At 63.4% G+C, this 23751-nt stretch carries 22 protein-coding genes and 1 riboswitch; of the genes, 13 read left to right on the top strand and 9 right to left on the bottom strand.

Annotated features, from left to right (window positions below; all coding sequences use genetic code 11):
- The first annotated feature begins 8 nt into the window (after window positions 1-8).
- The 5 genes from pstC to phoB are packed head-to-tail and all read left to right on the top strand — an operon-like array spanning window position 9 to window position 4115.
- Entirely contained in the window at window positions 9-1007 is a 999-nt protein-coding gene (pstC, locus tag V1290_RS16335) for a phosphate ABC transporter permease subunit PstC (protein ID WP_334365364.1), read from the top strand.
- A 1-nt stretch (window position 1008) separates the two neighbouring features.
- The gene (gene pstA / locus V1290_RS16330; protein WP_334365363.1) at window positions 1009-1854 is read left to right on the top strand and encodes a phosphate ABC transporter permease PstA; all 846 of its coding nucleotides are present in this window, start codon (window positions 1009-1011) and stop codon (window positions 1852-1854) included.
- Window positions 1851-2672, top strand: a complete 822-nt coding sequence (gene pstB, locus V1290_RS16325) for a phosphate ABC transporter ATP-binding protein PstB (protein WP_334365362.1) — start codon at window positions 1851-1853, stop codon at window positions 2670-2672. The genes pstA and pstB overlap by 4 nt, the downstream gene beginning before the upstream one ends.
- An 11-nt stretch (window positions 2673-2683) precedes the next feature.
- Window positions 2684-3400 carry a phosphate signaling complex protein PhoU gene (gene phoU, locus V1290_RS16320; RefSeq protein WP_334365361.1) on the top strand — a complete coding sequence of 239 codons (717 nt, stop codon included), beginning with the start codon at window positions 2684-2686 and terminating at the stop codon, window positions 3398-3400.
- A 10-nt stretch (window positions 3401-3410) separates the two neighbouring features.
- Entirely contained in the window at window positions 3411-4115 is a 705-nt protein-coding gene (gene phoB / locus V1290_RS16315; RefSeq protein WP_028351834.1) for a phosphate regulon transcriptional regulator PhoB, read from the top strand.
- Window positions 4116-4689: 574 nt separating this feature from the next.
- On the opposite strand, the gene V1290_RS16310 is transcribed toward phoB, so the two are convergent.
- On the bottom strand, window positions 4690-5199 hold the full coding sequence (locus V1290_RS16310; RefSeq protein ID WP_028351833.1) for a GcrA family cell cycle regulator: 510 nt from the start codon (window positions 5197-5199) through the stop codon (window positions 4690-4692).
- A 496-nt stretch (window positions 5200-5695) separates the two neighbouring features.
- Between V1290_RS16310 and V1290_RS16305 the strand changes: the two genes are divergently transcribed.
- The 3 genes from V1290_RS16305 (at window position 5696) to V1290_RS16295 (ending at window position 9029) form a co-directional block, all read left to right on the top strand.
- Window positions 5696-6904: an aspartate aminotransferase family protein gene (locus tag V1290_RS16305; protein WP_334365360.1), complete on the top strand. Its 1209-nt coding sequence runs from the start codon at window positions 5696-5698 to the stop codon at window positions 6902-6904.
- A complete protein-coding gene (argF, locus tag V1290_RS16300; protein ID WP_334365359.1) occupies window positions 6904-7830 on the top strand; it encodes an ornithine carbamoyltransferase in 927 nt (308 codons plus the stop codon). Before V1290_RS16305 ends, argF begins: the two co-directional genes overlap by 1 nt.
- A gap of 197 nt (window positions 7831-8027) precedes the next feature.
- On the top strand, window positions 8028-9029 hold the full coding sequence (locus V1290_RS16295) for an Hsp33 family molecular chaperone (protein WP_334365358.1): 1002 nt from the start codon (window positions 8028-8030) through the stop codon (window positions 9027-9029).
- 504 nt (window positions 9030-9533) lie between these two features.
- Here the strand turns inward: V1290_RS16295 and apaG are convergent.
- On the bottom strand, window positions 9534-9926 hold the full coding sequence (gene apaG, locus V1290_RS16290) for a Co2+/Mg2+ efflux protein ApaG (protein ID WP_028351829.1): 393 nt from the start codon (window positions 9924-9926) through the stop codon (window positions 9534-9536).
- 252 nt (window positions 9927-10178) lie between these two features.
- Here apaG and V1290_RS16285 point away from each other — a divergent pair, with 252 nt between their 5' ends.
- Genes V1290_RS16285 through V1290_RS16275 form a run of 3 tightly spaced genes read left to right on the top strand, consistent with a single transcriptional unit; the run spans window position 10179 to window position 13240 of the window.
- Window positions 10179-11438 (top strand): OpgC domain-containing protein, encoded by a 1260-nt coding sequence (locus V1290_RS16285; RefSeq protein ID WP_334365357.1) that lies wholly within the window; start codon window positions 10179-10181, stop codon window positions 11436-11438.
- Window positions 11435-12196 (top strand): SGNH/GDSL hydrolase family protein, encoded by a 762-nt coding sequence (locus V1290_RS16280; protein ID WP_334365356.1) that lies wholly within the window; start codon window positions 11435-11437, stop codon window positions 12194-12196. The genes V1290_RS16285 and V1290_RS16280 overlap by 4 nt, the downstream gene beginning before the upstream one ends.
- 12 nt (window positions 12197-12208) lie before the next feature.
- Window positions 12209-13240, top strand: a complete 1032-nt coding sequence (locus V1290_RS16275) for an SGNH/GDSL hydrolase family protein (RefSeq protein ID WP_334365355.1) — start codon at window positions 12209-12211, stop codon at window positions 13238-13240.
- Between the two features lie 156 nt (window positions 13241-13396).
- Here V1290_RS16275 and V1290_RS16270 read toward each other — a convergent pair whose 3' ends face one another.
- The gene (locus tag V1290_RS16270) at window positions 13397-14590 is read right to left on the bottom strand and encodes an O-succinylhomoserine sulfhydrylase (RefSeq protein WP_334365354.1); all 1194 of its coding nucleotides are present in this window, start codon (window positions 14588-14590) and stop codon (window positions 13397-13399) included.
- A 71-nt stretch (window positions 14591-14661) separates the two neighbouring features.
- A riboswitch (SAM riboswitch) is annotated at window positions 14662-14741 on the bottom strand.
- Window positions 14742-14860: 119 nt separating this feature from the next.
- Here V1290_RS16270 and V1290_RS16265 point away from each other — a divergent pair.
- Window positions 14861-15967, top strand: a complete 1107-nt coding sequence (locus tag V1290_RS16265) for a 2'-deoxycytidine 5'-triphosphate deaminase (protein WP_334365353.1) — start codon at window positions 14861-14863, stop codon at window positions 15965-15967.
- A gap of 19 nt (window positions 15968-15986) precedes the next feature.
- Here V1290_RS16265 and V1290_RS16260 read toward each other — a convergent pair whose 3' ends face one another.
- From V1290_RS16260 to V1290_RS16240, 5 genes are all read right to left on the bottom strand, one after another.
- Window positions 15987-16883 carry an alpha/beta hydrolase gene (locus V1290_RS16260; RefSeq protein WP_334365352.1) on the bottom strand — a complete coding sequence of 299 codons (897 nt, stop codon included), beginning with the start codon at window positions 16881-16883 and terminating at the stop codon, window positions 15987-15989.
- A 14-nt stretch (window positions 16884-16897) separates the two neighbouring features.
- Window positions 16898-17623 (bottom strand): ABC transporter ATP-binding protein, encoded by a 726-nt coding sequence (locus V1290_RS16255; protein ID WP_334365350.1) that lies wholly within the window; start codon window positions 17621-17623, stop codon window positions 16898-16900.
- Window positions 17620-18753 (bottom strand): ABC transporter permease, encoded by a 1134-nt coding sequence (locus V1290_RS16250; protein WP_334365349.1) that lies wholly within the window; start codon window positions 18751-18753, stop codon window positions 17620-17622. Before V1290_RS16250 ends, V1290_RS16255 begins: the two co-directional genes overlap by 4 nt.
- 11 nt (window positions 18754-18764) lie before the next feature.
- On the bottom strand, window positions 18765-19988 hold the full coding sequence (locus V1290_RS16245; protein WP_334365348.1) for an acyltransferase family protein: 1224 nt from the start codon (window positions 19986-19988) through the stop codon (window positions 18765-18767).
- Between the two features lie 143 nt (window positions 19989-20131).
- Window positions 20132-21469: a PQQ-dependent sugar dehydrogenase gene (locus tag V1290_RS16240; protein WP_334365347.1), complete on the bottom strand. Its 1338-nt coding sequence runs from the start codon at window positions 21467-21469 to the stop codon at window positions 20132-20134.
- Between the two features lie 207 nt (window positions 21470-21676).
- Between V1290_RS16240 and V1290_RS16235 the strand changes: the two genes are divergently transcribed.
- On the top strand, window positions 21677-23116 hold the full coding sequence (locus V1290_RS16235) for an MATE family efflux transporter (protein WP_334365346.1): 1440 nt from the start codon (window positions 21677-21679) through the stop codon (window positions 23114-23116).
- 133 nt (window positions 23117-23249) lie between these two features.
- On the opposite strand, the gene V1290_RS16230 is transcribed toward V1290_RS16235, so the two are convergent.
- Entirely contained in the window at window positions 23250-23717 is a 468-nt protein-coding gene (locus tag V1290_RS16230; RefSeq protein WP_334365345.1) for a hypothetical protein, read from the bottom strand.
- Window positions 23718-23751 lie beyond the last annotated feature (34 nt).

The following is a 23751-nucleotide window of genomic DNA, read 5'->3' as shown; positions in this document are numbered from 1 at the left end:
GGATTGGCGTGGCAGAAATGGCGGTTGAAAGCGACGTAATGGACGCTGCCGGACCTTACGATCGCGCAAAAGCTCTCAGCGCGTTCAAGCTCGGCGACGTCACCTTCTACTGGATTACGCGCGCCTGCGCGATCTCGGTTCTGCTCATCCTCGGCGGCATCATCATTTCGCTTATTATCGGCGCCTGGCCGGCGATCCGGGAATACGGCGCCGCCTTCCTGTGGACGCAGCGCTGGGCGCCGTCTGCCGACCCGCCAGTGCTCGGCGCGCTCGGCCCGGTCTACGGAACGCTGATCACTTCCGTGATCGCGATGACGATCGCCATTCCGGTCGGCCTCGGCATCGCTGTGTTCCTGACCGAGATCTGCCCGATCTGGCTGCGCCGTCCGATCGGGCTTGCCATCGAACTGCTGGCCGGCATTCCCTCCATCATCTACGGCATGTGGGGCTTCTTCGTGCTGGGGCCGTTTCTGGCCAACAACTTCCAGCCGTTCATGATCAGCGTGTTCGACGGCGTTCCAGTGCTGGGGACGATCTTCGCCGGGCCGCCGTCCTATCTCAGCCTGTTCAACGCGTCATTGATTCTGGCGATCATGGTGTTGCCGTTCATCACCGCGATCTCGGTCGACGTCTTCAAGACGGTCCCGCCGGTGCTCAAAGAGGCCGCCTATGGGGTGGGGTGTACCAACTGGGAAGTCGTTCGCAACGTCGTCATCCCCTACACCCGCGTCGGCGTGATCGGCGGCATCATGCTGGCGCTCGGCCGTGCGCTGGGCGAGACCATGGCGGTGACCTTCATCATCGGCAATTCGTTCAAGATCCAGTCCTCGATCTTTGCGCCCGGCACCACGATCTCGGCCGCGATCGCATCCGAATTCGCCGAAAGCGACGGGTTGCACCAGTCCGGCCTGATCCTGCTCGGCCTGCTCCTGTTCATTCTGACGTTCTTCGTTCTTGCTGCCGCGCGGCTGATGCTGATGCGGCTGGAAAAGAAGGCGGGGAACTGACATGAACCCGATTTACGTCTCCCGCCGCCGCAAGAATGTCATCGTCAAGTTCCTGTGCCTGGGCGCTGCAGCGTTCGGCGTGACCTGGCTGGCACTGATCCTGTTCACGCTGTTCTATAACGGCCTCGCCGGCCTCAACCTCGCCGTCTTCACCCAGGATACGCCGCCGCCCGGTTCGACCGATGGCGGCCTGCGCAACGCCATCATCGGCTCGATCATGATGACCGTGATCGGGGTCGGCATCGGTGCGCCGCTCGGCCTTTTTGCCGGAACCTATCTCGCCGAATACGGCAAGCACGACAAGCTCACCTCGGTGATCCGCTTCATCAACGATATTCTGTTGAGCGCGCCGTCGATCATCATCGGCCTGTTCATCTACGGCGCGATCGTGGTGCCAATGGGCGGCTTCTCGGCCTTTGCCGGCTGCCTGGCGCTCGCCGTGATCGTGATTCCCGTGGTGGTCCGCACCACCGAGGACATGCTGGGGCTGGTGCCCAATCCCCTGCGCGAGGCGGCGTCTGCGCTCGGCCTGCCGCGCTCGCTGGTGATCCGCCGGATCGCCTACCGCGCCGCGCGCGCCGGCCTTATCACCGGCGTCCTGCTGGCCACCGCCCGTGTCGCCGGCGAAACCGCGCCGCTATTGTTCACCGCGCTGTCCAACCAGTTCTTCAGCCTGGACCTGACCAAGACGATGGCGAACCTGCCGGTCACCATCAACAACTTCGTGCAGAGCCCCTACGTCTACTGGAAGCAGCTCGCCTGGAGCGGGGCGCTTCTGATCACGCTCACCGTGTTGGCCCTGAATATTGGCGCGCGCATCCTTGGCGCCGAGAGGACATCCAAATGACCGATCTCTCCGTATCCGTGAGTAACGCGAGCGGGCCCGTTCCGCAGGCGACGCTGCCCGAGGCTGCGCCGAAGGTGACCGCGCGCAGTCTGAACTTCTACTATGGCGAGCACCATGCGCTGAAGAACATCAACCTGACGCTCGGCACCCACCGCGTCACCGCCTTTATCGGCCCGTCCGGCTGCGGCAAATCCACGTTGCTGCGGATATTCAACCGGATGTACGATCTCTATCCTGGTCAGCGCGCCACCGGTCAGCTCTTGCTCGACCAGACCAACGTCCTCGACCCCAAGCTCGATCTCAATCTGCTGCGGGCCCGCGTCGGCATGGTGTTCCAGAAGCCGACGCCGTTCCCGATGACGATCTACGAGAACATCGCCTTCGGTATCCGTCTCTACGAGAAGATCTCCAAGTCGGAGATGGACGGCCGGGTCGAGAAGGCGCTGCGCGGCGGCGCCCTGTGGAACGAGGTCAAGGACAAGCTCAATGCAAGCGGCCTCTCGCTGTCCGGCGGCCAGCAGCAGCGGCTCTGCATCGCGCGCACCGTTGCGGTCAGGCCCGAGGTGATCCTGTTCGACGAGCCCTGCTCGGCGCTCGATCCGATCTCGACCGCCAAGATCGAGGAACTGATCCAGGAACTGGCAGAGGACTACACCATCGCCATCGTCACCCATAATATGCAGCAGGCGGCGCGCGTCTCGGACAAGACCGCCTTCATGTATCTCGGCGAGCTGGTCGAATTCGACGACACCAACAAGATTTTCACCTCGCCGCGCGATCGACGTACCCAGGACTACATCACGGGGCGGTTTGGTTAAGGAGATAACAGATGGCTTCTGAGCACACCGCCAAGGCGTTTGACAGCGACCTCCAGGAATTGACGCGTCTGGTCGCCGAGATGGGCGGCCTTGCTGAGCGCATGATCACCGAATCCGTCGACGCGCTGGTCCGCCGCGACGTCGCGCTCGGCAAGCACGTCGTCGCCACCGACGTCGAGATCGACCGCCTGCAGCATCTGATCGAGGAGCGCGCGGTGCTGACCATCGCCCGCCGCCAGCCGATGGCGATCGATCTGCGCGAGATCGTCGGCGCGATGCGGGTTGCCACCGATCTGGAGCGGATCGGCGACCTCGCCAAGAACATGGGCAAGCGCGTCGCGGCGCTGGAGAACGATTTCCAGCCGCTGAAACTGATGCGCGGCCTCGAGCACATGACCGATCTGGTACAATCGCAGGTCAAGTCGGTGCTGGACGCCTATGCCGCGCACGATCTGCCGGCGGCGATGGCGGTGTGGAAGGGCGACGAAGAAGTCGACGCCATCTGCACCTCGCTGTTCCGCGAACTCCTCACCTACATGATGGAGGATCCGCGCAACATCTCGTTCTGCATCCACCTGATGTTCTGCGCCAAGAATATCGAGCGGATCGGCGACCACGCAACCAACATCGCCGAAACCGTGTTCTACATGATCGAGGGTCAGCAGATGCTCGACAAGCGCCCGAAGGGCGACATGACGACGTTTGCCACGACCGTCTCCAACACTTGAGGAAAGCAGAATGAGCGCGCGCATTATGGTGGTCGAGGACGAGGAAGCGTTGACCACGCTGTTGCGCTACAACCTCGACGCTGAAGGCTATGAGGTCGAGACCGTCGGCCGCGGCGACGATGCGGATACGCGGCTGAAGGAGCGCGTGCCCGATCTCGTCGTGCTCGACTGGATGCTGCCGGGCCTCTCCGGCATCGAGCTGTGCCGCCGTTTGAGAGCGCGCCCCGAAACCAAGCAATTGCCGATCATCATGCTGACCGCGCGCGGGGAGGAGAGCGAGCGGGTGCGGGGGCTTGCGACCGGCGCCGACGATTACATCGTCAAGCCGTTCTCGGTGCCGGAACTGCTGGCGCGCGTAAAGGGCCTGCTGCGGCGGGCGAGCCCCGAGCGGCTCGCCACCGTGCTGACCTATGGCGATATCGAACTCGATCGCGAAAAGCGCCGCGTCGCGCGCTCAGGCCGCCAGATCGATCTCGGCCCGACCGAGTATCGCCTGCTCGAATTTTTCCTCGAGCACCCCGGCCGCGTCTTCAGCCGCGAGCAGTTGCTCGATAGCGTCTGGGGCCGCGACATCTATATCGACGAGCGCACCGTCGACGTCCATATCGGCCGCTTGCGCAAACTGCTCAACCCCGGCCGCGAGCAGGATCCGATCCGCACCGTCCGCGGCGCAGGTTACGCGCTGGATGACCGGTTTGCGAAGGTGGAGCCGTAACGCTCCGTTGCCGTCCTCGCGAACTTCTCGGTCGTCCCCGCGAACGCGGGGACCCATAACCACCAATCTCGATTGTTGAAACGTGCTGGAGCTCCAGCTCAGCGTAACCACAGACACCTGTGGTTATGGGTCCCTGCGTTCGCACTAGGGCATGCACACTTGTTGCGCCGCAAATACTCATGAAAAGCCAAGGGTTTTTGCACTTCTCAAGTGTTGCGACGTAGTTTTGCTGCGCGCGCTCTCCACCCCACCGAAGCGCTGGATTCCGATCTTGCGCGAAAACGCCAGCCTCGATTCCAAAATTTCGATGAGCTCGCATCTTCGATTCTAAAATTGCATATGAAGCCTGAATCGCACTGCAACATGTGTGCATCCACTAGTGCGTTCGCAGGGACGACAAGTTGAGGGGTTCTCGCCTCTATTCCGTCATCCCCGCGAAACGCGAGGACCCATAACCGCCAATCTCGATTGTTGAAATGCGCTGGAGCTCCAGCTCAGCATAACCACCTGCACTTGTGGTTATGGGTCCCTGCATTCGCAGGGACGACATCGTTGAGATAGCGGCGCGCGCCCCTTACCGCGTCTGCTTCGGCTGCTGCCTCCGCCGATCGGCGGCGGGCTGGTAGGCGATGCGCGAGTGGTGGGCGCAATAGGGCAGGCCGGTGAGCGCCTTGCCGCCGCAGAAGAAGAATTCCGGGCTCGAGGGATCGCCGACCGGCCAGTGGCAGGTGGCCTCGTTCAGTTCGAGCAGCGACAGCCGCTGGCTCATCGGCACGACGTTGTCGAAGGCGATCGGATCCGGCTCCATCTCGACTTCGAAGGCGTGTGCCAGCGCGGTGTTGCCGCGCGAGACCGGGCGCGACACCCGCATCATCGGCTGGGCGGGGCGTGCCTTGCGCTGCCGCGGGGCGGCCGAGGAGGGGCTCTTGGCACGGCCGGAAAGGCCCAGCCGGTGCACTTTGCCGATTACGGCGTTTCGCGTCACATTCCCGAGTTCCGCGGCGATCTGGCTCGCCGACAATCCGGCTTCCCAGAGCTTCTTAAGCTGTTCGACGCGATCGTCGGACCAGGTCAAAACCGTCATCGTAATCTTCCCTTCGCATCGCGCCGGCCAATCGGGGGCAGCGCTGGCGAGTCATTCGTCTCAAAAATCCCTGCGGTCAGAATCCCTTAGCCCTCGCCGGACGCGCTAACCGCGCCGAACGTTTACGCCTGCACAAAATGGACTCTTAGGGATCAGAACTGCCGCACGAGATGTCGTACCCGACAGCCCAAACGCTACAATATGGCGTGACTCGGGCGCAAGAGTCCGGGCCCGAACGTCCACATGTTCTGACATCTAGGCATTTCACTGCGTGTTTTCCACCACACCGCAATCTTACGGATTTCAGCATCTTGCACTGCAGGAAAGGCGGCTCCGTGGCGTGTTGACAGCGCCCCACGCCCACATAGAATGCCTCTCACGTGCCGCCCTTAAGAGGCGGCACGTTTCGTTTTCGCAAGACCGGCTGTTGCCGCGTTCGCGCCAATGCACGCCCGCGGCAGGTCTCAAAGGCAGGTCTCAAACCTCAGTGATTGCCATGACCAATAGTGCCACGTCGCATCTGCTCCCGGTCTTCGCCAGGGTCGATCTCGGCTTCGAACGCGGCGAGGGCTGCTGGCTGACCGCCACCAATGGCGAGCGCTATTTGGACTTCACCTCGGGCGTCGCGGTGAATGCGCTCGGTCACTGCCATCCGCACCTGATCGCGGCGCTGCAGGAGCAGTCGACGAAACTCTGGCACATGTCGAACCTGTTCAAGTCGCCGGATGGCGAGAAGCTCGCCGCGCGGCTTTGCGAGCAGAGCTTTGCCGACCTCGTGTTCTTCTGCAATTCCGGCGCCGAGGCGATGGAAGGCGTGATCAAGGTCGTGCGCCGCTATCAATTCTCCAAGGGCCATCCCGAGCGCTATCGTCTCGTCACCTTCGAGGGCGCATTCCACGGCCGCACCCTGGGCACGCTCGCAGCAACCGGCTCCGCCAAATATCTCGAAGGCTTTGGGCCGCCGATGGACGGTTTCGACCAGGTGCCGCATGGCGATCTCGAAGCGGTCAAGAAAGCGATCGGCCCGCAGACCGCGGGGATCCTGATCGAGCCGGTGCAGGGCGAGGGCGGCGTGCGCTCGGCGCCGCAGTCTTTCTTCAAGGCGCTGCGCCAGCTCTGCGACGAGAAGGGCCTGTTGCTCGCGTTCGACGAGGTGCAGACCGGCATGGGCCGCACCGGCGATCTCTTCGCCTATAAGCGCGTCGGCGTGACACCGGATGTGATGTCGCTGGCCAAAGCGTTGGGCGGCGGCTTCCCGATCGGCGCGGTGCTGGCGACGGCGGAAGCCGCAAGCGGCATGACGCCGGGCTCGCACGGCTCGACCTTCGGCGGCAATCCGCTGGCGATCGCAGCCGCCAATGCCGTGCTCGACGTGATGCTGGAGCCGGGCTTCTTCGATCACGTGCAGAAGATGTCGCTGCTGTTGAAACAGAAAATGGCCTCCGTCGTCGATCGCTATCCCGCCGTGCTGTCGGAAGTTCGCGGCGAGGGGCTTCTGGTCGGCGTCAAGGCCGTGGTGCCGTCGGGCGATCTCGTCAATGCGTTGCGCGACGAGAAATTGCTCACCGTCGGCGCCGGCGACAATGTGGTGCGGTTCCTCGCGCCGCTGATCGTCACCGAGGCCGAGATCGAGGAATCCGTGCAAAGGTTGGAGCGCGCCTGTGTCGCGCTGTCCGCTGGCCAGTTGAAGAAGGCGGCGGGCTGATGAGCAAATCCGTCCGTCACTTCCTCGACATCAATGAACTGCCGTTAGATGAATTGCGCAGCATGCTGACCCTGAGCGCCACCATGAAGGCGAAGCTGAAAGCGCATGAGAAGGGCAAGAAGCCGCTCGAAGGCAAGACGCTGGCGATGATCTTCGAACGTCCCTCGACCCGCACCCGGGTGTCGTTCGACGTCGGCATGCGCCAACTCGGCGGCGAATCCATCATGCTGACCGGTGCCGAGATGCAGCTCGGCCGCGGCGAGACCATCGCCGACACCGCGCGCGTGCTGTCGCGCTATGTCGATGCGATCATGATCCGCATCCTCAACCACGACGCGCTCCTGGAATTGGCCGCGCACGCCACGGTGCCCGTGATCAACGGCCTGACGCGGCGCTCGCATCCCTGCCAGGTGATGGCCGACCTGATGACCTTCGAGGAGCATCGCGGGCCGATCGAGGGCAGGACCGTAGCCTGGACCGGCGACGACAACAATGTGCTGGCATCCTGGGCGCATGCAGCCGAGCGTTTCAAGTTCAGGCTCAATGTCGCAACCCCGCCGCAACTTGCGCCGAACAAGGCGATGAAGGACTGGATCAAGGCGACGCAAGCGCCGATCGTGCTCGGCACCGATCCCGAAGCCGCGGTGCGCGGCGCCGATTGCGTCGTTACCGACACCTGGGTCTCGATGGGCGACAAGGACGGCGAACATCGCCACAATGTGCTGAAGCCCTATCAGGTCAATGCGAAGCTGATGTCGCTGGCCAAGCCGGACGCGATCTTCATGCACTGCCTGCCCGCCCATCGCGGCGAGGAAGTCACCGATGAAGTGATCGACGGCGCGCAGTCGGTCGTGTTCGACGAAGCCGAAAATCGCCTGCATGCGCAGAAAGGCATTCTGGCCTGGTGTTTTGACGCGGTGGCATAGGTTTCTCCGTCGTCCCTGCGAAAGCAGGGACCCATACGCCGCGGCCCCAATAATTAAAGGCAGTGGTTGACGCCTTGCCTTACTCACAACGCCCTGTGGTTATGGGTCCCTGCGTTCGCAGGGACGACGCGTGGAGATGGTTTCGCCGGCTCGTCAACCCCTTTTGTTTTGCATTCCGAGCCCCCAGATAAGGCGCCATGGATTCACAATCAGACATCAAAATCATGACCGAGGCGCCAATCCGCGCGCCCTCGTCCGTTCCCGTCGATGATGCGGTGCTGCCGTTCGAGGTCGCCTCGCTCGATCTGCGCGGACGGCTGACCCGACTCGGCCCCGCGCTCGACGACATCCTGACCAAGCACGATTATCCGGCGCCGGTCGGAAAATTGCTTGGCGAAGCGATCGTGCTGGCGACGCTGCTCGGTTCGGCGCTCAAATTCGACGGCCGGTTCATTTTGCAGACGCAGACCGATGGCCCGGTGTCGTTTCTGATCGTGGATTTCCAGTCGCCGGATCGGCTCCGCGCCTATGCGCGCTACGACGCAAGGCGGCTGAAGGACGGGCAGGATTCAGGCGCCCTGCTCGGCAAGGGCCATCTCGCGATGACCATCGATCAGGGCGCGGACATGAGCCGTTACCAGGGACTGGTGGCGCTCGACGGCGGCAGCCTTGAGGATGCCGCGCATGAATATTTCCTGCGCTCCGAGCAGATTCCGACCCGCGTGCGGCTTGCGGTCGGCGAAGAATGGCGTGGCGGCGACGGCGGCAAGCATCGCTGGCGCGCCGGCGGCATGCTGCTGCAATTCCTGCCGCAGGCGCCCGAGCGGGCGCGGCAGGCCGACCTGCATCCGGGCAACGCGCCGGAAGGCGCGGTTACGCATCAGGTGGCGGAAGACGACGCATGGGTGGAAGGTCAGTCGCTGATCGGCACTGTCGAGGATGTCGAACTGATCGATCCCGATCTGTCGGGCGAGCGCCTGCTGTATCGCCTGTTTCACGAGCGCGGCGTGCGCGTGTTCTCACAGCTCTCCTTGCGCGCAAAATGCTCCTGCTCGCGCGAGGCAGTCTCCGCGATGCTGAAAAGCTTCTCGCCCAAGGACCGCGCCGAGATGGTCAAGGACGACAAGGTGGTGGTGACCTGCGAGTTCTGCTCCTCGGTCTATCAGTTCACCCCGCATGAAGCGGGCGTGGAGGAGTAGGGGACCGTAGGGTGGGCAAAGGCGCGATAGCGCCGTGCCCACCATCATCCTCGATCGCGCTTGATGATGGTGGGCACGCTTTGCTTTGCCCAGCCCACGGACTGTCGTCATCCGCGAAGACGGGTGACCCAGTATCCCAGAGACAGCAGTGATCGAAATCGAGAAGTCGCGGCGTACTGGGTACCCCGCGTTCGCGGGGTATGACGGTGATATGTTGCGTCGCTACCACCGCGTCATTGCGAGCGCAGCGAAGCAATCCATCTATCCCCGCGCTGAGGCGTGGATTGCTTCGCTTCGCTCGCAATGACAGGGATAAGGCCACGGCAAACACATTCGTCATGCTCGGGCTTGCCGCCTCCGCTGAAGCTTCGGCGCGCCAGCACGGGAAAGCCTCGGCGAAGCCTTGGCGTAGCCGGGACCCGGGCATCCGTCACCCTCGGAAGAATCATGCGAAGAAAGATGGATCACCGGGTCAAGCCCGGTGATGACAAGCGCGAGCGCTCGTCAATTCAACACCCGCTTATTATCCGGGCTGTCCAGCGAGAACGTCGGCACGTCGATCTCGAAACGCTCACCGCTTTCGCTGACCATTTGATAGCGCCCGGTCATGAAGCCCGATGCGGTCGGCAGCGGCACGCCGCTGGTATATTCGAAGCGCTCGCCTGGCGCCAAAACAGGCTGTTCGCCGACCACGCCCTCGCCGCGGACTTCCTGCTTGCGGCCGGTGGCGTCGGTGATGATCCAGTGCCGGGTACGAAGCTGCACGGTCTCGGCGCCGGTATTGGTGATGACGATGGTGTAGGACCAGAAATACTGGCCCTTGTCGACCGACGAGCGCTCGGGGAGGAAGTTCGGTTCGACGGTGACTTCGATCTGGCGGGTGACGGCGCGGTACATGCGAGCAAGCTTCCGGGAATCCTGTGTCGCATCATAGCCGGGAATGCCGGGGGAACCAATCTCCGCTGCGCCGGGTTGCCCGCTTGCTTGATCGCGGTTTCAACATAGTTCCGTTCTAGAGCGCAGCCGCGCTGCCCGGCCCCGGACCTTCCGCTTGCGTACCCCTTGCGTATCTGGTGTGCAAGTTGCGGGCCGATGTTATCTTTTCCGGACAGTGCACGCGCAAAAGCTCAATTGCCCAAACGGTGCCAGATGTCGTCCATTGCCGATCCAGTCGCCGGAACGCCTCGCAGCGATGCCAAGGCCAGCGATGCCAAGGCCGCCGCTGCATCTTCCGCGCCGGCGATTGCGTTCCCGGTAGCCGGCGAGCGCGAATTGCGGCTCGATCTGTTTCGCGGCATGGCGCTGTGGCTGATCTTCATCGACCATCTGCCGACCAACATCCTGACCTGGTTCACGATCCGCAATTACGGATTTTCCGACGCCACCGAGATCTTCATCTTCATCTCCGGATACACCGCCGCCTTCGTCTATGGGCGCGCGATGCTCGAGGCCGGTTTCGTGGTGGCGACCGCGCGCATCATGCGGCGCGTGTGGCAGATCTACGTCGCCCATGTGTTCCTGTTCACGATCTTCCTGGCGGAAATCTCCTACGTCGCCACCCGTTTCGAGAACCCGCTCTACAGCGAGGAAATGGGCATCATGGATTTCCTCAAGCAGCCGGATGTCACGATCGTCCAGGCGCTGCTGCTCAGATTCCGGCCCGTCAACATGGACGTGCTGCCGCTCTACATCGTGCTGATGCTGTTTCTGCCCATCATCCTGTGGCTGATGAAGTGGCGGGCCGACGTCGCGCTGGGACTATCGGTGCTGCTCTATGCGCTGACCTGGCACTTCGACTGGTATCTGACGGCCTATCCGAGCGGCTTCTGGATATTCAATCCGTTCTGCTGGCAGTTGCTGTTCGTGTTCGGCGCCTGGTGCGCACTGGGCGGGGCACAGCGCATGTCCCGCATCCTGTCGTCGCCGGTGACGATGTGGATCTGCATCACCTACCTGGCGGCGGCGTTCTTCGTCACACTCACTTGGCACATTCCGCAACTCAGCTTCCTGATGCCCAAGCGGATCGAACAGTGGATGTACCCGATCACCAAGACAGATCTGGACGTACTGCGGTTTGCCCATTTCCTGGCGCTGGCCGCGCTCACCGTGCGCTTCCTGCCCAAGGATTGGTCGGGCCTCAAATCGCGCTGGCTGCGACCATTGATCCTGTGTGGCCAGCATTCGCTTGAGATATTCTGTCTCGGCGTCTTCCTGGCCTTTGCGGGACACTTTGTGCTGGCCGAAGTCGGTGGGGGTGCCCTCACGCACGCCCTGGTCAGTCTTGCCGGTATCCTCATCATGTGGGGCATGGCGTGGGTGATTTCGTGGTACAAGCATTCGGCCGACAAAGGAGCCTCAAAAACGAAAAGCACGGCAATCAACGCCGATATGGCGGGAGGAAGCGCATGAGGCCCGGCTCGGGAACTGTGCTGGTCCTGGCGCTGCTTGCGGGTCTTGCAGCGGCCGGATTGGCTCGCGCCCAGGATGCCGCCCCCCAGGCTTGCGAAGTTCCCCCCTACCTCCTCTCCACCGAGAGCACGCTTCCCAAGGTGGCCGAGGCCGTCAAGAACGCCCGGCCGCTGACCGTCCTAGTGGTGGGGAGCCGCTCATCGACCATCCTGTCCTCTGAAAACAGCGCCTATCCGGCCAGGCTGCAGGCGGCGCTGAAGGAGAAGCTGCCCTCCACCCCAATCAACCTCTCCGTGGAACTACAAACCGGCAAGACCGCCGAGGAGGTGGACGCCGGCCTCGTTAAGCTGGTGGAAGCAAAAAGGCCTACTTTGGTCATCTGGCAGACGGGAACCGTCGATGCTATGCGATCCATCGATCCTGACGATTTTCGCGGCGCCGTCGACGAAGGGGTTGCTGCGCTGCAAAATGCGGGAGCCGACGTGGTTTTGGTCAATCTGCAATACAGCCCGCGCACCGAAACCATGATTTCCGCGCCGCCGTACCTAGATAATATGCGCGTGGTGGCGCAGCAGCATAATGTTCCGCTGTTCGATCGGTTCGCCATCATGCGCCACTGGAACGACGCCGGAGATTTCGATCTGTTCAGTACCTTTCATGGCACCGACATGGCCAAAAGGGTTCATGCCTGCCTAGGCCGGGCGCTGTCGAAATTCGTGCTCGATGCGGCCCGCCTCGATCAGGCGCAGCAGAATTAGGAACTGGCGTTAATGAGTTCTCACTGCCCTTTTCGTTTGTCGACATTGCTGACTGTCTTCGCCGCGGGCCTCGCGCTGTTGATGCCTGCCGCGGTGGCGCCCTTGCATGCCCAGACGGCTTCGCAGCAAGCCGGTCAGCAGGCGGCGCTATCCGATGGCGCCAAAGCGGAAAACGACCCGGACAAAAAACCCGCGGCTGAAGGCACCCCGCCGCAGGCCGCGCCGGCGGCCGCCGGCAATCCGGCCGCGCAGAAGGGCGTCACCGGCAAAGCGATCGACAAGGTGAAGGAAGTCGCGAAATCGGCCGGCGACATCTTCAGCCGCGTTCCCTGCCTGCCGCCGAAGGGCGCTTCCAAATCGATGGGATCGCTGCCGCGTGTCGCGAACAAGCTCGTCGCGGGTCAGCCGGTGGTGATCGTCGCTTTCGGATCGTCATCGACCCAGGGGTACGGCTCCAGTTCACCGGAATTCACTTATCCGAACAGGCTCGCGGCGCAGCTACGCCGCAAATATCCGACGGCCGACATCTCCGTCGTCAATGCCGGCAAGGGCGGCGAGGACGCGCCGGAAATGATGAAGCGGCTGCAGACCTCCGTGATCGACTTGCGTCCGGATCTGGTGATCTGGCAGGTCGGCACCAATGCGGTGCTGCGCAACCTCGATCCCGCCGAGACCGTCAAGCTCATCGACGAAGGCATCGCACGCATTCAGGCTGCGGGCTCCGACGTCGTGCTGATCGATCCGCAATATTCGCCGCGGGTCAACGAGCACGCCGAAAGTGCCGGCAAGATGATGAAGCTCTTGAACAAGACGGCCGAGCTTCGCAAGGTCGGCATCTTCCCGCGCTTCGCGGTGATGAAGGACTGGCACGAGCGGCAGGCGATTCCGATCGAGAATTTCGTGATCGCCGACGGCCTGCACATGAGCGACTGGGGCTATGCCTGCTTCGCCCAACTGCTCGGCGACGACATCATCAAGTCGGTCGGCCAGATCAAGCTCGGCGTCGCCGTGCCGTCGGACGTGCGAGCCTATCGGCCGATGTAGCCGTCGTTCCTGCCTCCGTGCGCAATCGCGCACTCGGCGCAGGGACCCATACGCCGCGGCCCTGGTGATTAGAGGCGGTGGTTGACGCCTTGCTTAACCCACCACACCCTGTGGTTATGGGACGACACCTGTTGTGTGGCTACGCGCGTAGCGAGCTCACGCCTTCTCCAGCGCCTGTGCAAAATCCTCGATCAGATCATCCGCATGCTCGAGCCCGGCCGAGAAGCGGATAAAGCCTTCGCTGATGCCGAGCTCGGCGCGCGCCTCTGGCGTCAGCCGTTGATGCGTCGTCGTCGCAGGATGGGTGACGAGGCTCTTGCTATCGCCGAGATTGTTGGAGATGCGCGAGATCTGCAACGCATTGAGGACGCGGAAGGCGGCGGCCTTGCCGCCCTTGACCTCGAAGCCGATCAGCGTTGAACCGCCGCGCATCTGCTTCTTCACCAGCTCCGCTTGCGGATGATCGGCGCGGCCGGGATAGATCAATCGCGAAATCTTCGGATGGCTTGCCAACGCCTCGGCGATTTTCGCCGCGTTGTCGGTCTGCGCGCGTACCCGCACGCCCAACGTCTCCAGTCCCTTGAGCAGGACCCAGGCGTTGAAGGGCGAGAGCGATGGCCCGGTCTGGCGCATGAAGTTGTGAATGTGCTCTGCGATGAAGGCTTCGGACGAGAGAATGATGCCGCCGAGGCAGCGCCCTTGACCGTCGATATGTTTGGTTGCGGAGTAGACCACGACGTCGGCGCCGAGCGAAAGCGGGCTCTGCCAGATCGGCGTGGCAAAGACGTTATCGACGACCAGCCGTGCGCCGCCCTTGTGCGCGATCTCGGCAATCGCCGGAATATCGAGCACATCGAGCGTCGGGTTGGTCGGGCTCTCCAGAAACAAGGTCTTGGTGTTAGGCCGCAATGCGTGCTGCCATTGGTCGAGATCTAGGCCGTCGACCAGCGTCGTTTCGATCCCGTAGCGCGGCAGGAGGTCCTGCACGACGTAAAGGCACGAGCCGAACAGGGCTTTCGAGGCTACCACATGATCGCCGGCTCTGAGCGGTGCGAGGATCGCGGTCGTCACCGCGGCCATGCCGGTGGCGGTGGAGCGAGCAGCTTCCGCGCCTTCGAGCTCGATCATGCGGCGCTCGAACATTGAAATCGTAGGATTGGAATAGCGCGAATAGATAAAGCCGGGATCCTCGCCCTTGAAGCGCGCCTCGCACTGCTCCGCGCTGTCGTAGACATAGCCTTGGGTGAGGAACAGCGCTTCCGACGTCTCGCCGAATTGTGAGCGCAGCGTGCCGCCGTGGACGAGGCGGGTTTCGGGACGAAAACGCTTGGTAGAACCAACTTCAGACATGTGACCTCCGTCGTGACCACCGGAAAATGGTCACAAAAAAACCGGCCTGGAAGAATTTCCACAGGCCGGGATCACACGTGTCCCCGGCCTGTTTAGCTACTTATTTAACGTGGCTGCAAGCCGGCCGGCTCAAATCACCACGGGATAAGTCATGCTGATATTCGCTTGCGCCCTTTCAGTCAAGGCAACCATCGGATAACCCCTAAAAGCCCATATTTACGAGGTTTGGATGACATTTGGGCATCCAGGGCCACCTCAGAGGACCGCGCCGTGTCGTTCACGCTTCCGCCCGACGGTAACGGAATTCTCCCCGACCGCATGATCGCGGCGATGGCGGATGCGGGCCTGATCCTGCCGGCCTATCCGTTTGTCGAGAGCCAGATCCAGCCCGCAAGCCTCGATTTGCGCCTCGGCGACGTTGCCTATCGGGTGCGCGCGAGCTTCCTGCCTGGGCCGGGCGCGACCGTCGCCGAGCGCATCGACGAATTGAAGCTGCATGAAATAAATCTCTCCGACGGCGCGGTGCTGGAGACCAATTGCGTCTACATCGTGCCGCTCCTGGAAAGCCTCGCGCTGCCGCCGGAGATCGTGGCCGCCGCCAATCCGAAGAGCTCGACCGGACGGCTCGACGTCTTCACCCGCGTGATTGCCGACGGCACCCGTCGCTTCGATATGATCGGCGCGGGCTATCACGGCCCGCTCTATGCCGAGATCAGCCCGAAGACGTTTCCGGTGCTGCTGCGGGAGGGCTCGCGGCTATCACAAGTGCGTTTCCGCACTGGAGATGCCATCCTCAATGCCGACGAGCTCGACGCGCTGCATGGCGCCGAGCGCCTGGTCGATATCGATAACGCCGATCTCGCCAATGGCGTGGCGCTGTCGGTCGATCTGTCCGGTGAGAACACAGGCGGGTTCGTCGGCTACCGCGCCAAGCGCCACACCGGTGTGGTCGACGTCGACCGCCGCGGCGGCTATGCAGTCGATGAATTCTGGGAGCCGATCCCGGCACGGTCAGACGGCAGCCTCATCCTCGATCCCGGCGAGTTCTACATCCTGGCCTCGAAGGAGGCCGTGCAGGTGCCGCCGGATTACGCTGCGGAAATGGTGCCGTTCGATCCTCTGGTCGGCGAATTCCGCGTGCACTATGCGGGGTTCTTCGATCCCGGCTTCGGCTATGCCGGTGCCGGCGGGCAGGGCGCGCGCGCCGTACTCGAAGTGCGCTCGCGCGAGGTGCCGTTCATCCTCGAGCACGGCCAGATCGTCGGCCGTCTGGTCTACGAGAAAATGCTGTCGCGGCCCGACGCGATGTACGGCCAGCGCATCGGTTCGAACTACCAGGCGCAGGGGTTGAAGCTCTCCAAGCACTTCCGGGTGTGATCGCCTGCGCCGGCGCGCCTCAGCCGCGCACGTCAGAGATAAACTCGCCGATCTGCGCAATCGCCTGACGGGCTTCCGGCAACACCGGCACGAATAATTGCCAGACGTGCGGCATGCGCCGCCAGATCTCGAGCTTGCTGCGCGGATTGTGCGACCGCAGCTTCTCCACCATGCGGACGGCGTCGTCCTTCAGAATTTCATCGCTGCCGACTTGAATAAGTACCGGCGGCAATCCGGCGGGATCGCCGTAGAGCGGCGAAGCGTAGGGCGTGCGCGGATCGGCTCCGCCGAGATAGAGCTTCGCCAGATCGGGAAGATCCTCGACATTCAGCATCGGATCGGCCGCTGCATTCGTCTTCAGCGAAGCGCCGGTCAGGGCCAGATCGGTCCAGGGCGACAAGGCGACGGCCGCGGCCGGAAGCGGCTTGCCATCGTCACGGAGCCTCAACAGCAGGCCCAGCGCCAGGCCGCCGCCGGCCGAATCTCCCACTACGAACAACTGGCGACTATCGGGCGCGTGATCGACGAGCCAACGACAGCCCTCCACGGCATCCTCAAGCGCTGCCGGAAAAGCGTGTTCCGGAGCGAGGCGGTATTCGAGCGCCCAGACGCGGGCTTGCAAGGCGTCGGCAATCCGCCAGAGGAAGTGCCGGTAGTAGACCGGCGCGCCGGAAACATAGGCGCCGCCATGAAGATAGAGCACGTTACGTCCGCGCCGGGATGCCGGTGTGGTAACCCGGTGAAATCGCACCCGACCGGCCTCGATCTCGACTGTTGTGCTCCGGGCGGGCGGATGCGGCACAAACCGCTCCATCGCACGCATGTTTCGCCGCCATTGCTCGACATCGAGACTCCCGCCGCGCCGCTTGAGCAACATGCGAATACCGATGCGCAAAAGTTCGGCTCGCAGGCTCATGGCGGCCCTTGCGCTCAGGCCCTGAACGGCACGGCTGTGGGCATGCGCGGACGGTCGGTAGGCTCTTGCACGATAAGACCGTCCTCGATCTCGACAATGCGATCGGCGTAGGGGAGGACGCGCGGATCGTGGGTGACGACCAGCACCGCCCGCTCACGCTCATGGGCGGTCTCGGCGAGAATACGCATGATGCTCTGGCCGTTTTTTCCATCCAGTGCCCCGGTCGGCTCGTCGGCAAGAACGACGGAAGGGTTTGCGACGAGAGCCCGCGCGATGGCGACCCTCTGCTGCTCGCCGCCGCTGAGACCTCCCGGCAAACTGTCCACCTTTTGCTCGAGCCCGACCATTGCTAGGGCCTCCCGCGATTTCTGCGCCGCGCGCCTGCCGTGCTCGCCACGAATATCCAGCGCCAATTGCACATTCTGGGTCGCGGTCAGCGTCGGGAACAAATGATAGGACTGGAATACGAAACCAATATGCTCGCGCCGAATCCTGGCGAGCGCTTCCTTGTCGGCGTCGGCTGTCGGCGTCCCGCATATGGTGACGCTGCCTGAACTCGGCGTCAGCATGCATCCGAGGACTAAAAGCAGCGTAGTCTTGCCGCTCCCCGAAGGGCCCATCAGCAACGTCAACTCGCCCCGCCGCAGCGAGAGGTCGATGCCGCGCAACGCGTGCACCTCGCCGGCGCCGCGACCCAGCCTCTTCTCGACCGACTTGGCTTCGACTACATGGTCATTCATCGCATGAACACCGTGGCTGGGTCGATACGAACGACACGGATGATTGCTCCAATGCCGGATGCTACGCACATCACCACCGTCAGCGCGAACAACGCCGCCATCAGCCATGGCGTGATGACAATCGGCAACGCGCTTTTGGCGGTGATCTGGACGACGATCGAGCCGATCCCGGCGGCGATCGCAAATCCGATCACGGCGTTGATGAGTGCCTGATAGATGATCACGGTGTAGATATAGGCGTTCGAGGAACCCATCGCGCGCAGGGTGGCGAATTCATTCAGATGATCCTTGGTGCTGGAGTAAAGCGTCTGCGCGACGATCACGGTGCCGACGATCACTCCGAGCAATGCGCCGGCAAACAGCGCGGCTCCGGCCCCCGTGCCAAACAGCCAGAACGACCGGCTGCGGCTGCGGAAATCGTCCGACGTGAGAACCTCTGCATCGCCGACCTCCGCGCGAATGGCGCTGAGCGCCTTCTCCCGATCGGCATCGCCTTTCAGCCGAACCAGAACGCTGCTGGCGCGATCACGCGGCGTTCCGGTGTAGTTGCGCGCGTTTTTCAGATCCACAAACACGTACGGCGTCGTGGCGAACGAGCGGATGCCGTCGGTGACCGCGACCACGCGCACCTTGCGGCCACGGACTTCTGCCGTCGAGCCGACGCCGCTGACACCGAGCCGGTCAAAATAGGAGCGGTCGACCGCAACGTTCGCCCCTTGCGTCAACGCCTGCACGTTGCCGTCCACGACGTTGAACGGTTGCAGGCTGCCGTCGCGCAGGTCGGCGCTCACAATGAAGACCGGCGTCACCTCGCCGCGCTCCAGGCGCCAGTCCGAAAAGCCGATCACGAGCGGGACGGCCCAACTAACGCCCTCCATGGTGGCGACGCGGTCGCGCAGCTTGACGTCGAGCAGCGAAGGATCCTCGAAGCATTTGGCGCCCTTGGGCAGGATCCACAAATCGGCGGAGGCATTGTCGATCATGGTCGTGACCATTCGGCCGAACCCGAGGAACAGGCCCATCTGGATCATGACGAGGACGACCGAGAAGACGATTCCGACCATGGTCGCGACGAAGCGAAGCCGATCGTGGAACAGGTTGCGGGACGCAAGTGTCAGTACCAGCGACATGTCGGCATCCGTTATCGCGGTTGATTGGCGATGGCTCTCTCGTCTTGCGGCTCGGAATGGCGCGAAACCAGCGCTCTCACGCCGATTTTTATTCCGGCGCTTGCAGCCAGACTTGCGGCGAGCGCAGCGGCAAAAACGATCGTCGCCTTGCCGATCGCGTTGAGATCGACATCAAGCAGCGCGTATTGCAGCCACACGACCACGGCGTAGTGCAGCAGATAGATGCTATAGGCATTGCTGGAGAGGCTATCGAGCAGGCGGTCGCGCGATTGCAGCAGCCGAAGGCAGATCGCGAGCAGACACAGAGCGGCGGCCGCGGAAGCAACTGGAAACGCCAGCGCCGAAGCCAGACGAAAGAGCGGCGCGCTCGCCTGCCACTCCGGCAAGGTCAGCGATGTGAACCCGCCCCATACGGACATGCTAGCGATGGCGGCCGCAAGCCAGGCCAGCCAATGACGTGCAAGCGGACCATCGGGACGCAGTATGCTGTGCTCGTGGCTGCCAATCGCAAATCCGGCGAAGAAATAGACCACGTAGTGCAGCGGCCGGCTCAGCTGAAATGAAAATGGGCCGAGAAAAGTCCACTCCCACGGTGTGAAGGCCATCGCCAGCGGCACATAGGCCAGCGCAGAGAGCGCCGCCAGCGCAATGAAGAACATTAGCGGGCGATCGGCAACGCGGGCGACCAGCGTGCTCAATGCCCGAAGCCAATGCGGGGCGAACGCGTGGAGGGCGGCGGCAACGGCGCCCAGCAGAAAGATCTGCCACAAAAACCATTGCGGCCCGGCAGGCCACATCGGAAGCGCGCGCCAGTGTTGCCAAAAGGCGCTGAAGGAGGGATCGGCCGCGGTCAGCCGATAGGACGCGAAGTAGGCGAGAGGGCTGAGAACGCCGACGGCAAAAACGAACGGCAGGCCGATCCGCCACGAGCGCTCCAAGGTGTAGGTGCGAGGCCCCTTGCGGCCAAGGCTGGACGGCGTGAACAGACCGGCCAGCAAGAACATCAGCGACATCAGGCTGACATCCTGCCACGCGCAAAACAGGTCGAAGCCGAACCAGCGCTGGCTATCGAGGATTGGGAATGCAATCCAGCGATAGGGCGGTGCGTCGAACGGAAAGGGATCGGCCGGTTGCGATGCGAGGTACGGCAGCACGGAGTGAAACGCGACCACGATGACGATGGTAATCGCGCGCAAGTTGCTAAGGGGCACGTTGACCTGTGATAACACGGCCATTCGTCCACGCTGCCATCCCACTGATCTGGGAACCGGCAGGGGGTCAACGTGGAGCCGGCGCGCTCGTTCCCGCTAACGTGCGGAACTCGCCCCTTCGGGAGCGTTGTCCCCAGCCGGGCCGGCCGTGGGAAACTGTGTTGCTTTTACCGCGATGCCGACCTCGCCGCCGGCGTCACGCGCCAGATCGTGTTGCCGACATCGTCAGCCACCAGCAGCGCGCCCTGCTTATCGAGCCGCACCCCGACCGGGCGGCCCTGCGCCTGGCCCTTGTCGTTGAGGAAACCGGTGAGCACGTCCTGCGGCGGTCCGGATGGCTTGCCGTCCTTGAAGGGGACAAAGATCACCTTGTAGCCGGAGGGGGGCTTGCGATTCCAGGAGCCGTGCTGTCCGATGAAGGCGCCGCCCTCCATCTCGGCAGGAAACAGCTTGCCGGTGTTAAACGTCAGCCCGAGCGAGGCTGTGTGCGCGCCCAACGCATAATCCGGGGCCATCGCCTTCTGCACGAGATCAGGCCGCCGCGGCTCGACGCGGGTGTCGACATGGTCGCCAAAATAGCTGTATGGCCAGCCGTAGAACGCGCCGTCCTTCACCGACGTCATGTAGTCCGGCACTAGATCGTTGCCGAGTTCGTCGCGCTCGTTGACCACGACCCAGAGTTCGCCGGTCACTGGATTCCAGGCCGGGCCATTCGGATTGCGCAGGCCCGAAGCGAACACGCGCCATTGACCGCTGGCGCGATCGACTTCCAGCACCGCCGCGCGATCCTTCTCGGCATCCATGCCGTTTTCACCGACATTGCTGTTGGAGCCGACCGTTGCATAGAGCTTGGTGCCGTCGGGGCTGGCGGTGAGATCCTTGGTCCAGTGATGATTGAGGTTGCCGGCGGGCAGGTCCGCAAGCTTGACGCCGGGTCCGCCGATCTTGGTGTCGCCTTCGCGATAAGGGAATTTCATGATCGCATCGGAATTGGCGACATAGAGCTCGTCGCCGACCAGCACCATGCCGAAGGGCGAATTCAGCCCGCTGATGAAAGTGGTTCTTAGCTCGGCAACGCCGTCGCCGTCGGCATCGCGCAGCAGCGTGATGCGGTTGGCGCTGGGAACGCCGGCGCCCGCCCAGTTCTGCGCCTGCTTGTAGATGAAGCCCTTGATGCTCATGCCGCCGCCCTGCTTCGGCGGCGCGTTGCTCTCGGCAACCAGCACGTCGCCGTTCGGCAGTGTGTAGACGGTACGCGGATGTTCGAGGTCGAGGGCAAAGGCGCTGACCGTCATGCCGTTTGCGGCGGTCGGCGTGGCGCCGTTCGGCCAACGCTTGACGGTTGCGATGTCCACCGTCGGGATCCAGGAATGTTCCGGTGGCGGCAGGTTGGGCGAAGGACCATAGCTCTGCGCCACGGTCGCGGTCTCCTTGGGGTCGCTACAGGCGGCTAGCGGCAGCGCCAACGCGCCGACGCCAATGGCCAGGAGGAGGGTCTTGCGCATGGCAGGGTTCTCCGGGATATCGCCCGTACAATGCCGTGCGGGCCCGAACGTTCGTGTTCCGGCATGAATTCCCTGTGAAACAGCCGGCCTAAGGCCCGCCACGCAATCCCGCAGGCCCCCATTGCGCCCCGTGCACGTGGATTCAGCCTCCGCCATGCTAGGAAGCAGCGCGCCGCGGCTCCTCAAGTCCGCGCGCTGGGAGCAGAAATGTCCGATCTCGGCGTTGCCGAAATTCCCGTAGACGAGCACGAGCGTCCGCTTCCGCCACCGGCGGCGCCGGCGAAAAACGCGTTGCTCGACGGCCCGATCCTGCGCACGCTGTTGTGGCTGGCCTGGCCGAATGTAATCGCGCTCACCGCGGGCACCTGCGTCGTCATCGCCGAGACCTCCTACATCGGACGGCTCGGCGTGGAGTCGCTCGCCGCGATGGCGCTGGTGTTTCCTACCGTGATCCTGACCATGACCATGTCGGGTGGAGCGATGGGGGGCGGCGTGGCATCCGCGATCGCGCGTGCGCTCGGCGCCGGTGACCTCGATCGCGCCTCGACCCTTGCCGCGCATGCGCTGCTGATCGGCCTCTGCTTCGGGTTGGCCTTCATGCTGGGCATGCTGATCTTCGGCCCCAAACTGTTCGAACTGCTCGGCGGCCGCGGCAACGTGCTGACCCAAGCGATCGCCTACACGCAGATATTCTTCGGCGGCGCCGTGGTGCCGTGGCTGATGAACACGATGTCCGGCATTTTGCGCGGCACCGGCAACATGAAGCTGCCGTCGCTGTTGATGCTGTCGTCGGCGATTTGCCAGATCATTCTCGGCGGCACGCTGGGCTTGGGGCTCGGCCCGATCCCGCAGTTCGGCATGAGCGGTGTCGCGGCCGGTTCGCTGATCGCTTACCTGATCAGCATCTCCGTGATGTCCTGGTATCTGTTTTCCGGCCGTGCGCGCGTCGTTCCCAAGGTCAGGGGCCTTCGTATTCAGTGGTCGATGTTCATCGACATCCTGAAGGTCGGGGCGATCGCCTGCTTCTCGCCGCTTCAGTCGGTGCTGACGATCGGTATCTTCACCCACATGCTGGCTAGTTTTGGCACCGAAGTCCTCGCCGGCTACGGCATCGGCGCGCGGCTCGAATTCATGCTGACCTCGATCTCGTTTGCGGTCGGCATCGCTTCGGTTCCGATGGTCGGCATGGCCGTCGGAGCGCAGCGCATCGCGCGGGCCCGCAAGATTGCCTGGACGGCGGGGCTCGTCGCATTCGCCTCGGTCGGCACATTCGCGACCTTCATCGCAATCTTCCCCGACATCTGGGTCAACCTCTTCACCGACGATGCGGCCGTGCGTGCCGCGAGCCGGCAATATCTATCGACGGCGGCGCCGATGTACGCCTTCCTCGGCCTTGCCACCGCGATGTACTTTTCGTCGCAGGGCGCGGCCAAGGTGATCGGCCCGGTGATGGCGCAGACCGCGCGGCTGTTGTTCATCGGCGTCGGTGGCTGGTGGCTGTTGACGCATGACGCCACCGCGCAGAACTTCTTCATGCTGGCGGCGGCCTCCATGGTGCTGCTCGGCGTGCTCTCATGCGCGAGCGTGGTGCTGACGCGCTGGGGGCCGAAGCAGCGGGTGCCCGCGGTTAGTCCGGCGCTGTCGTAACGATCGTCATTGCGAGGAGCGAAGCGACGAAGCAATCCATCTAGCCTCGTACGCGGAAAGATGGATTGCTTCGCGGAGCCTGTCGTCCGGCGGCGCTTCGCGCCGACCGGGTGGCTCGCAATGACGAGAACAACTACCTTCGCCGATGCCGCCGCCCTGATCGGCCGCTGCCGACATTGGCCATGCGCATCAGTTGCGGGACCATGCTCATCAGCTCGCCGCCGCCAGCGCCGCCGAGCAGGCCCATGAAATCGCCGCCGCCGCCGAAATTCATTCCACCGGCGTTCACGCCGTAACCCTCGGGAACGTAGCCGCCGCCAAAGCCGCCGGGGATACCACCGCCCATCATGCCGCCGAACCCGCCACCGCCTTCCATCATGCGGCTCATCATCGGGCCCATGGTCTGCATCATCATGGCAAAGCGGCGCTTGCCCATCTTGGCCTTCATCATTTCCAGCATCGGCGCCATCTGCGTCATCATGTCTGAGCCGTCACCGCCGCCGCCGAAGCCGGCAAATTGCGCCTTTGCCGGCGTCGACGTCAGGGCGAACAGCAACAGCAGCGTGGCCGCCTGGCACACCACCTTGTCAGCTCCCGTCATGGTTCTGCTCCTCATGCGCCGGCGGCCGCGGGCG

The sequence above is a fragment of the Bradyrhizobium sp. AZCC 1578 genome (assembly GCF_036924675.1).
GTDB lineage: Bacteria > Pseudomonadota > Alphaproteobacteria > Rhizobiales > Xanthobacteraceae > Bradyrhizobium.
This window is presented reverse-complemented; position numbering and strand designations above follow the sequence as displayed.

Bases quoted from the DNA above. Each gene is read 5' to 3' on its own strand.
- V1290_RS16235 (WP_334365346.1), top strand. From the start codon at position 21,677: ATGTCCGATCTCGGCGTTGCCGAAATTCCCGTAGACGAGCACGAGCGT.
- V1290_RS16275 (WP_334365355.1), top strand. From the start codon at position 12,209: ATGAGTTCTCACTGCCCTTTTCGTTTGTCGACATTGCTGACTGTCTTC.
- V1290_RS16285 (WP_334365357.1), top strand. From the start codon at position 10,179: ATGTCGTCCATTGCCGATCCAGTCGCCGGAACGCCTCGCAGCGATGCC.
- phoB (WP_028351834.1), top strand. From the start codon at position 3,411: ATGAGCGCGCGCATTATGGTGGTCGAGGACGAGGAAGCGTTGACCACG.
- V1290_RS16305 (WP_334365360.1), top strand. From the start codon at position 5,696: ATGACCAATAGTGCCACGTCGCATCTGCTCCCGGTCTTCGCCAGGGTC.
- pstB (WP_334365362.1), top strand. From the start codon at position 1,851: ATGACCGATCTCTCCGTATCCGTGAGTAACGCGAGCGGGCCCGTTCCG.
- V1290_RS16250 (WP_334365349.1), bottom strand. From the start codon at position 18,753: ATGTCGCTGGTACTGACACTTGCGTCCCGCAACCTGTTCCACGATCGG.
- V1290_RS16295 (WP_334365358.1), top strand. From the start codon at position 8,028: ATGGATTCACAATCAGACATCAAAATCATGACCGAGGCGCCAATCCGC.
- V1290_RS16270 (WP_334365354.1), bottom strand. From the start codon at position 14,590: ATGTCTGAAGTTGGTTCTACCAAGCGTTTTCGTCCCGAAACCCGCCTC.
- V1290_RS16260 (WP_334365352.1), bottom strand. From the start codon at position 16,883: ATGAGCCTGCGAGCCGAACTTTTGCGCATCGGTATTCGCATGTTGCTC.
- V1290_RS16255 (WP_334365350.1), bottom strand. From the start codon at position 17,623: ATGAATGACCATGTAGTCGAAGCCAAGTCGGTCGAGAAGAGGCTGGGT.
- phoU (WP_334365361.1), top strand. From the start codon at position 2,684: ATGGCTTCTGAGCACACCGCCAAGGCGTTTGACAGCGACCTCCAGGAA.
- V1290_RS16230 (WP_334365345.1), bottom strand. From the start codon at position 23,717: ATGACGGGAGCTGACAAGGTGGTGTGCCAGGCGGCCACGCTGCTGTTG.
- V1290_RS16310 (WP_028351833.1), bottom strand. From the start codon at position 5,199: ATGACGGTTTTGACCTGGTCCGACGATCGCGTCGAACAGCTTAAGAAG.
- argF (WP_334365359.1), top strand. From the start codon at position 6,904: ATGAGCAAATCCGTCCGTCACTTCCTCGACATCAATGAACTGCCGTTA.
- V1290_RS16245 (WP_334365348.1), bottom strand. From the start codon at position 19,988: ATGGCCGTGTTATCACAGGTCAACGTGCCCCTTAGCAACTTGCGCGCG.
- pstA (WP_334365363.1), top strand. From the start codon at position 1,009: ATGAACCCGATTTACGTCTCCCGCCGCCGCAAGAATGTCATCGTCAAG.
- apaG (WP_028351829.1), bottom strand. From the start codon at position 9,926: ATGTACCGCGCCGTCACCCGCCAGATCGAAGTCACCGTCGAACCGAAC.
- V1290_RS16280 (WP_334365356.1), top strand. From the start codon at position 11,435: ATGAGGCCCGGCTCGGGAACTGTGCTGGTCCTGGCGCTGCTTGCGGGT.
- V1290_RS16240 (WP_334365347.1), bottom strand. From the start codon at position 21,469: ATGCGCAAGACCCTCCTCCTGGCCATTGGCGTCGGCGCGTTGGCGCTG.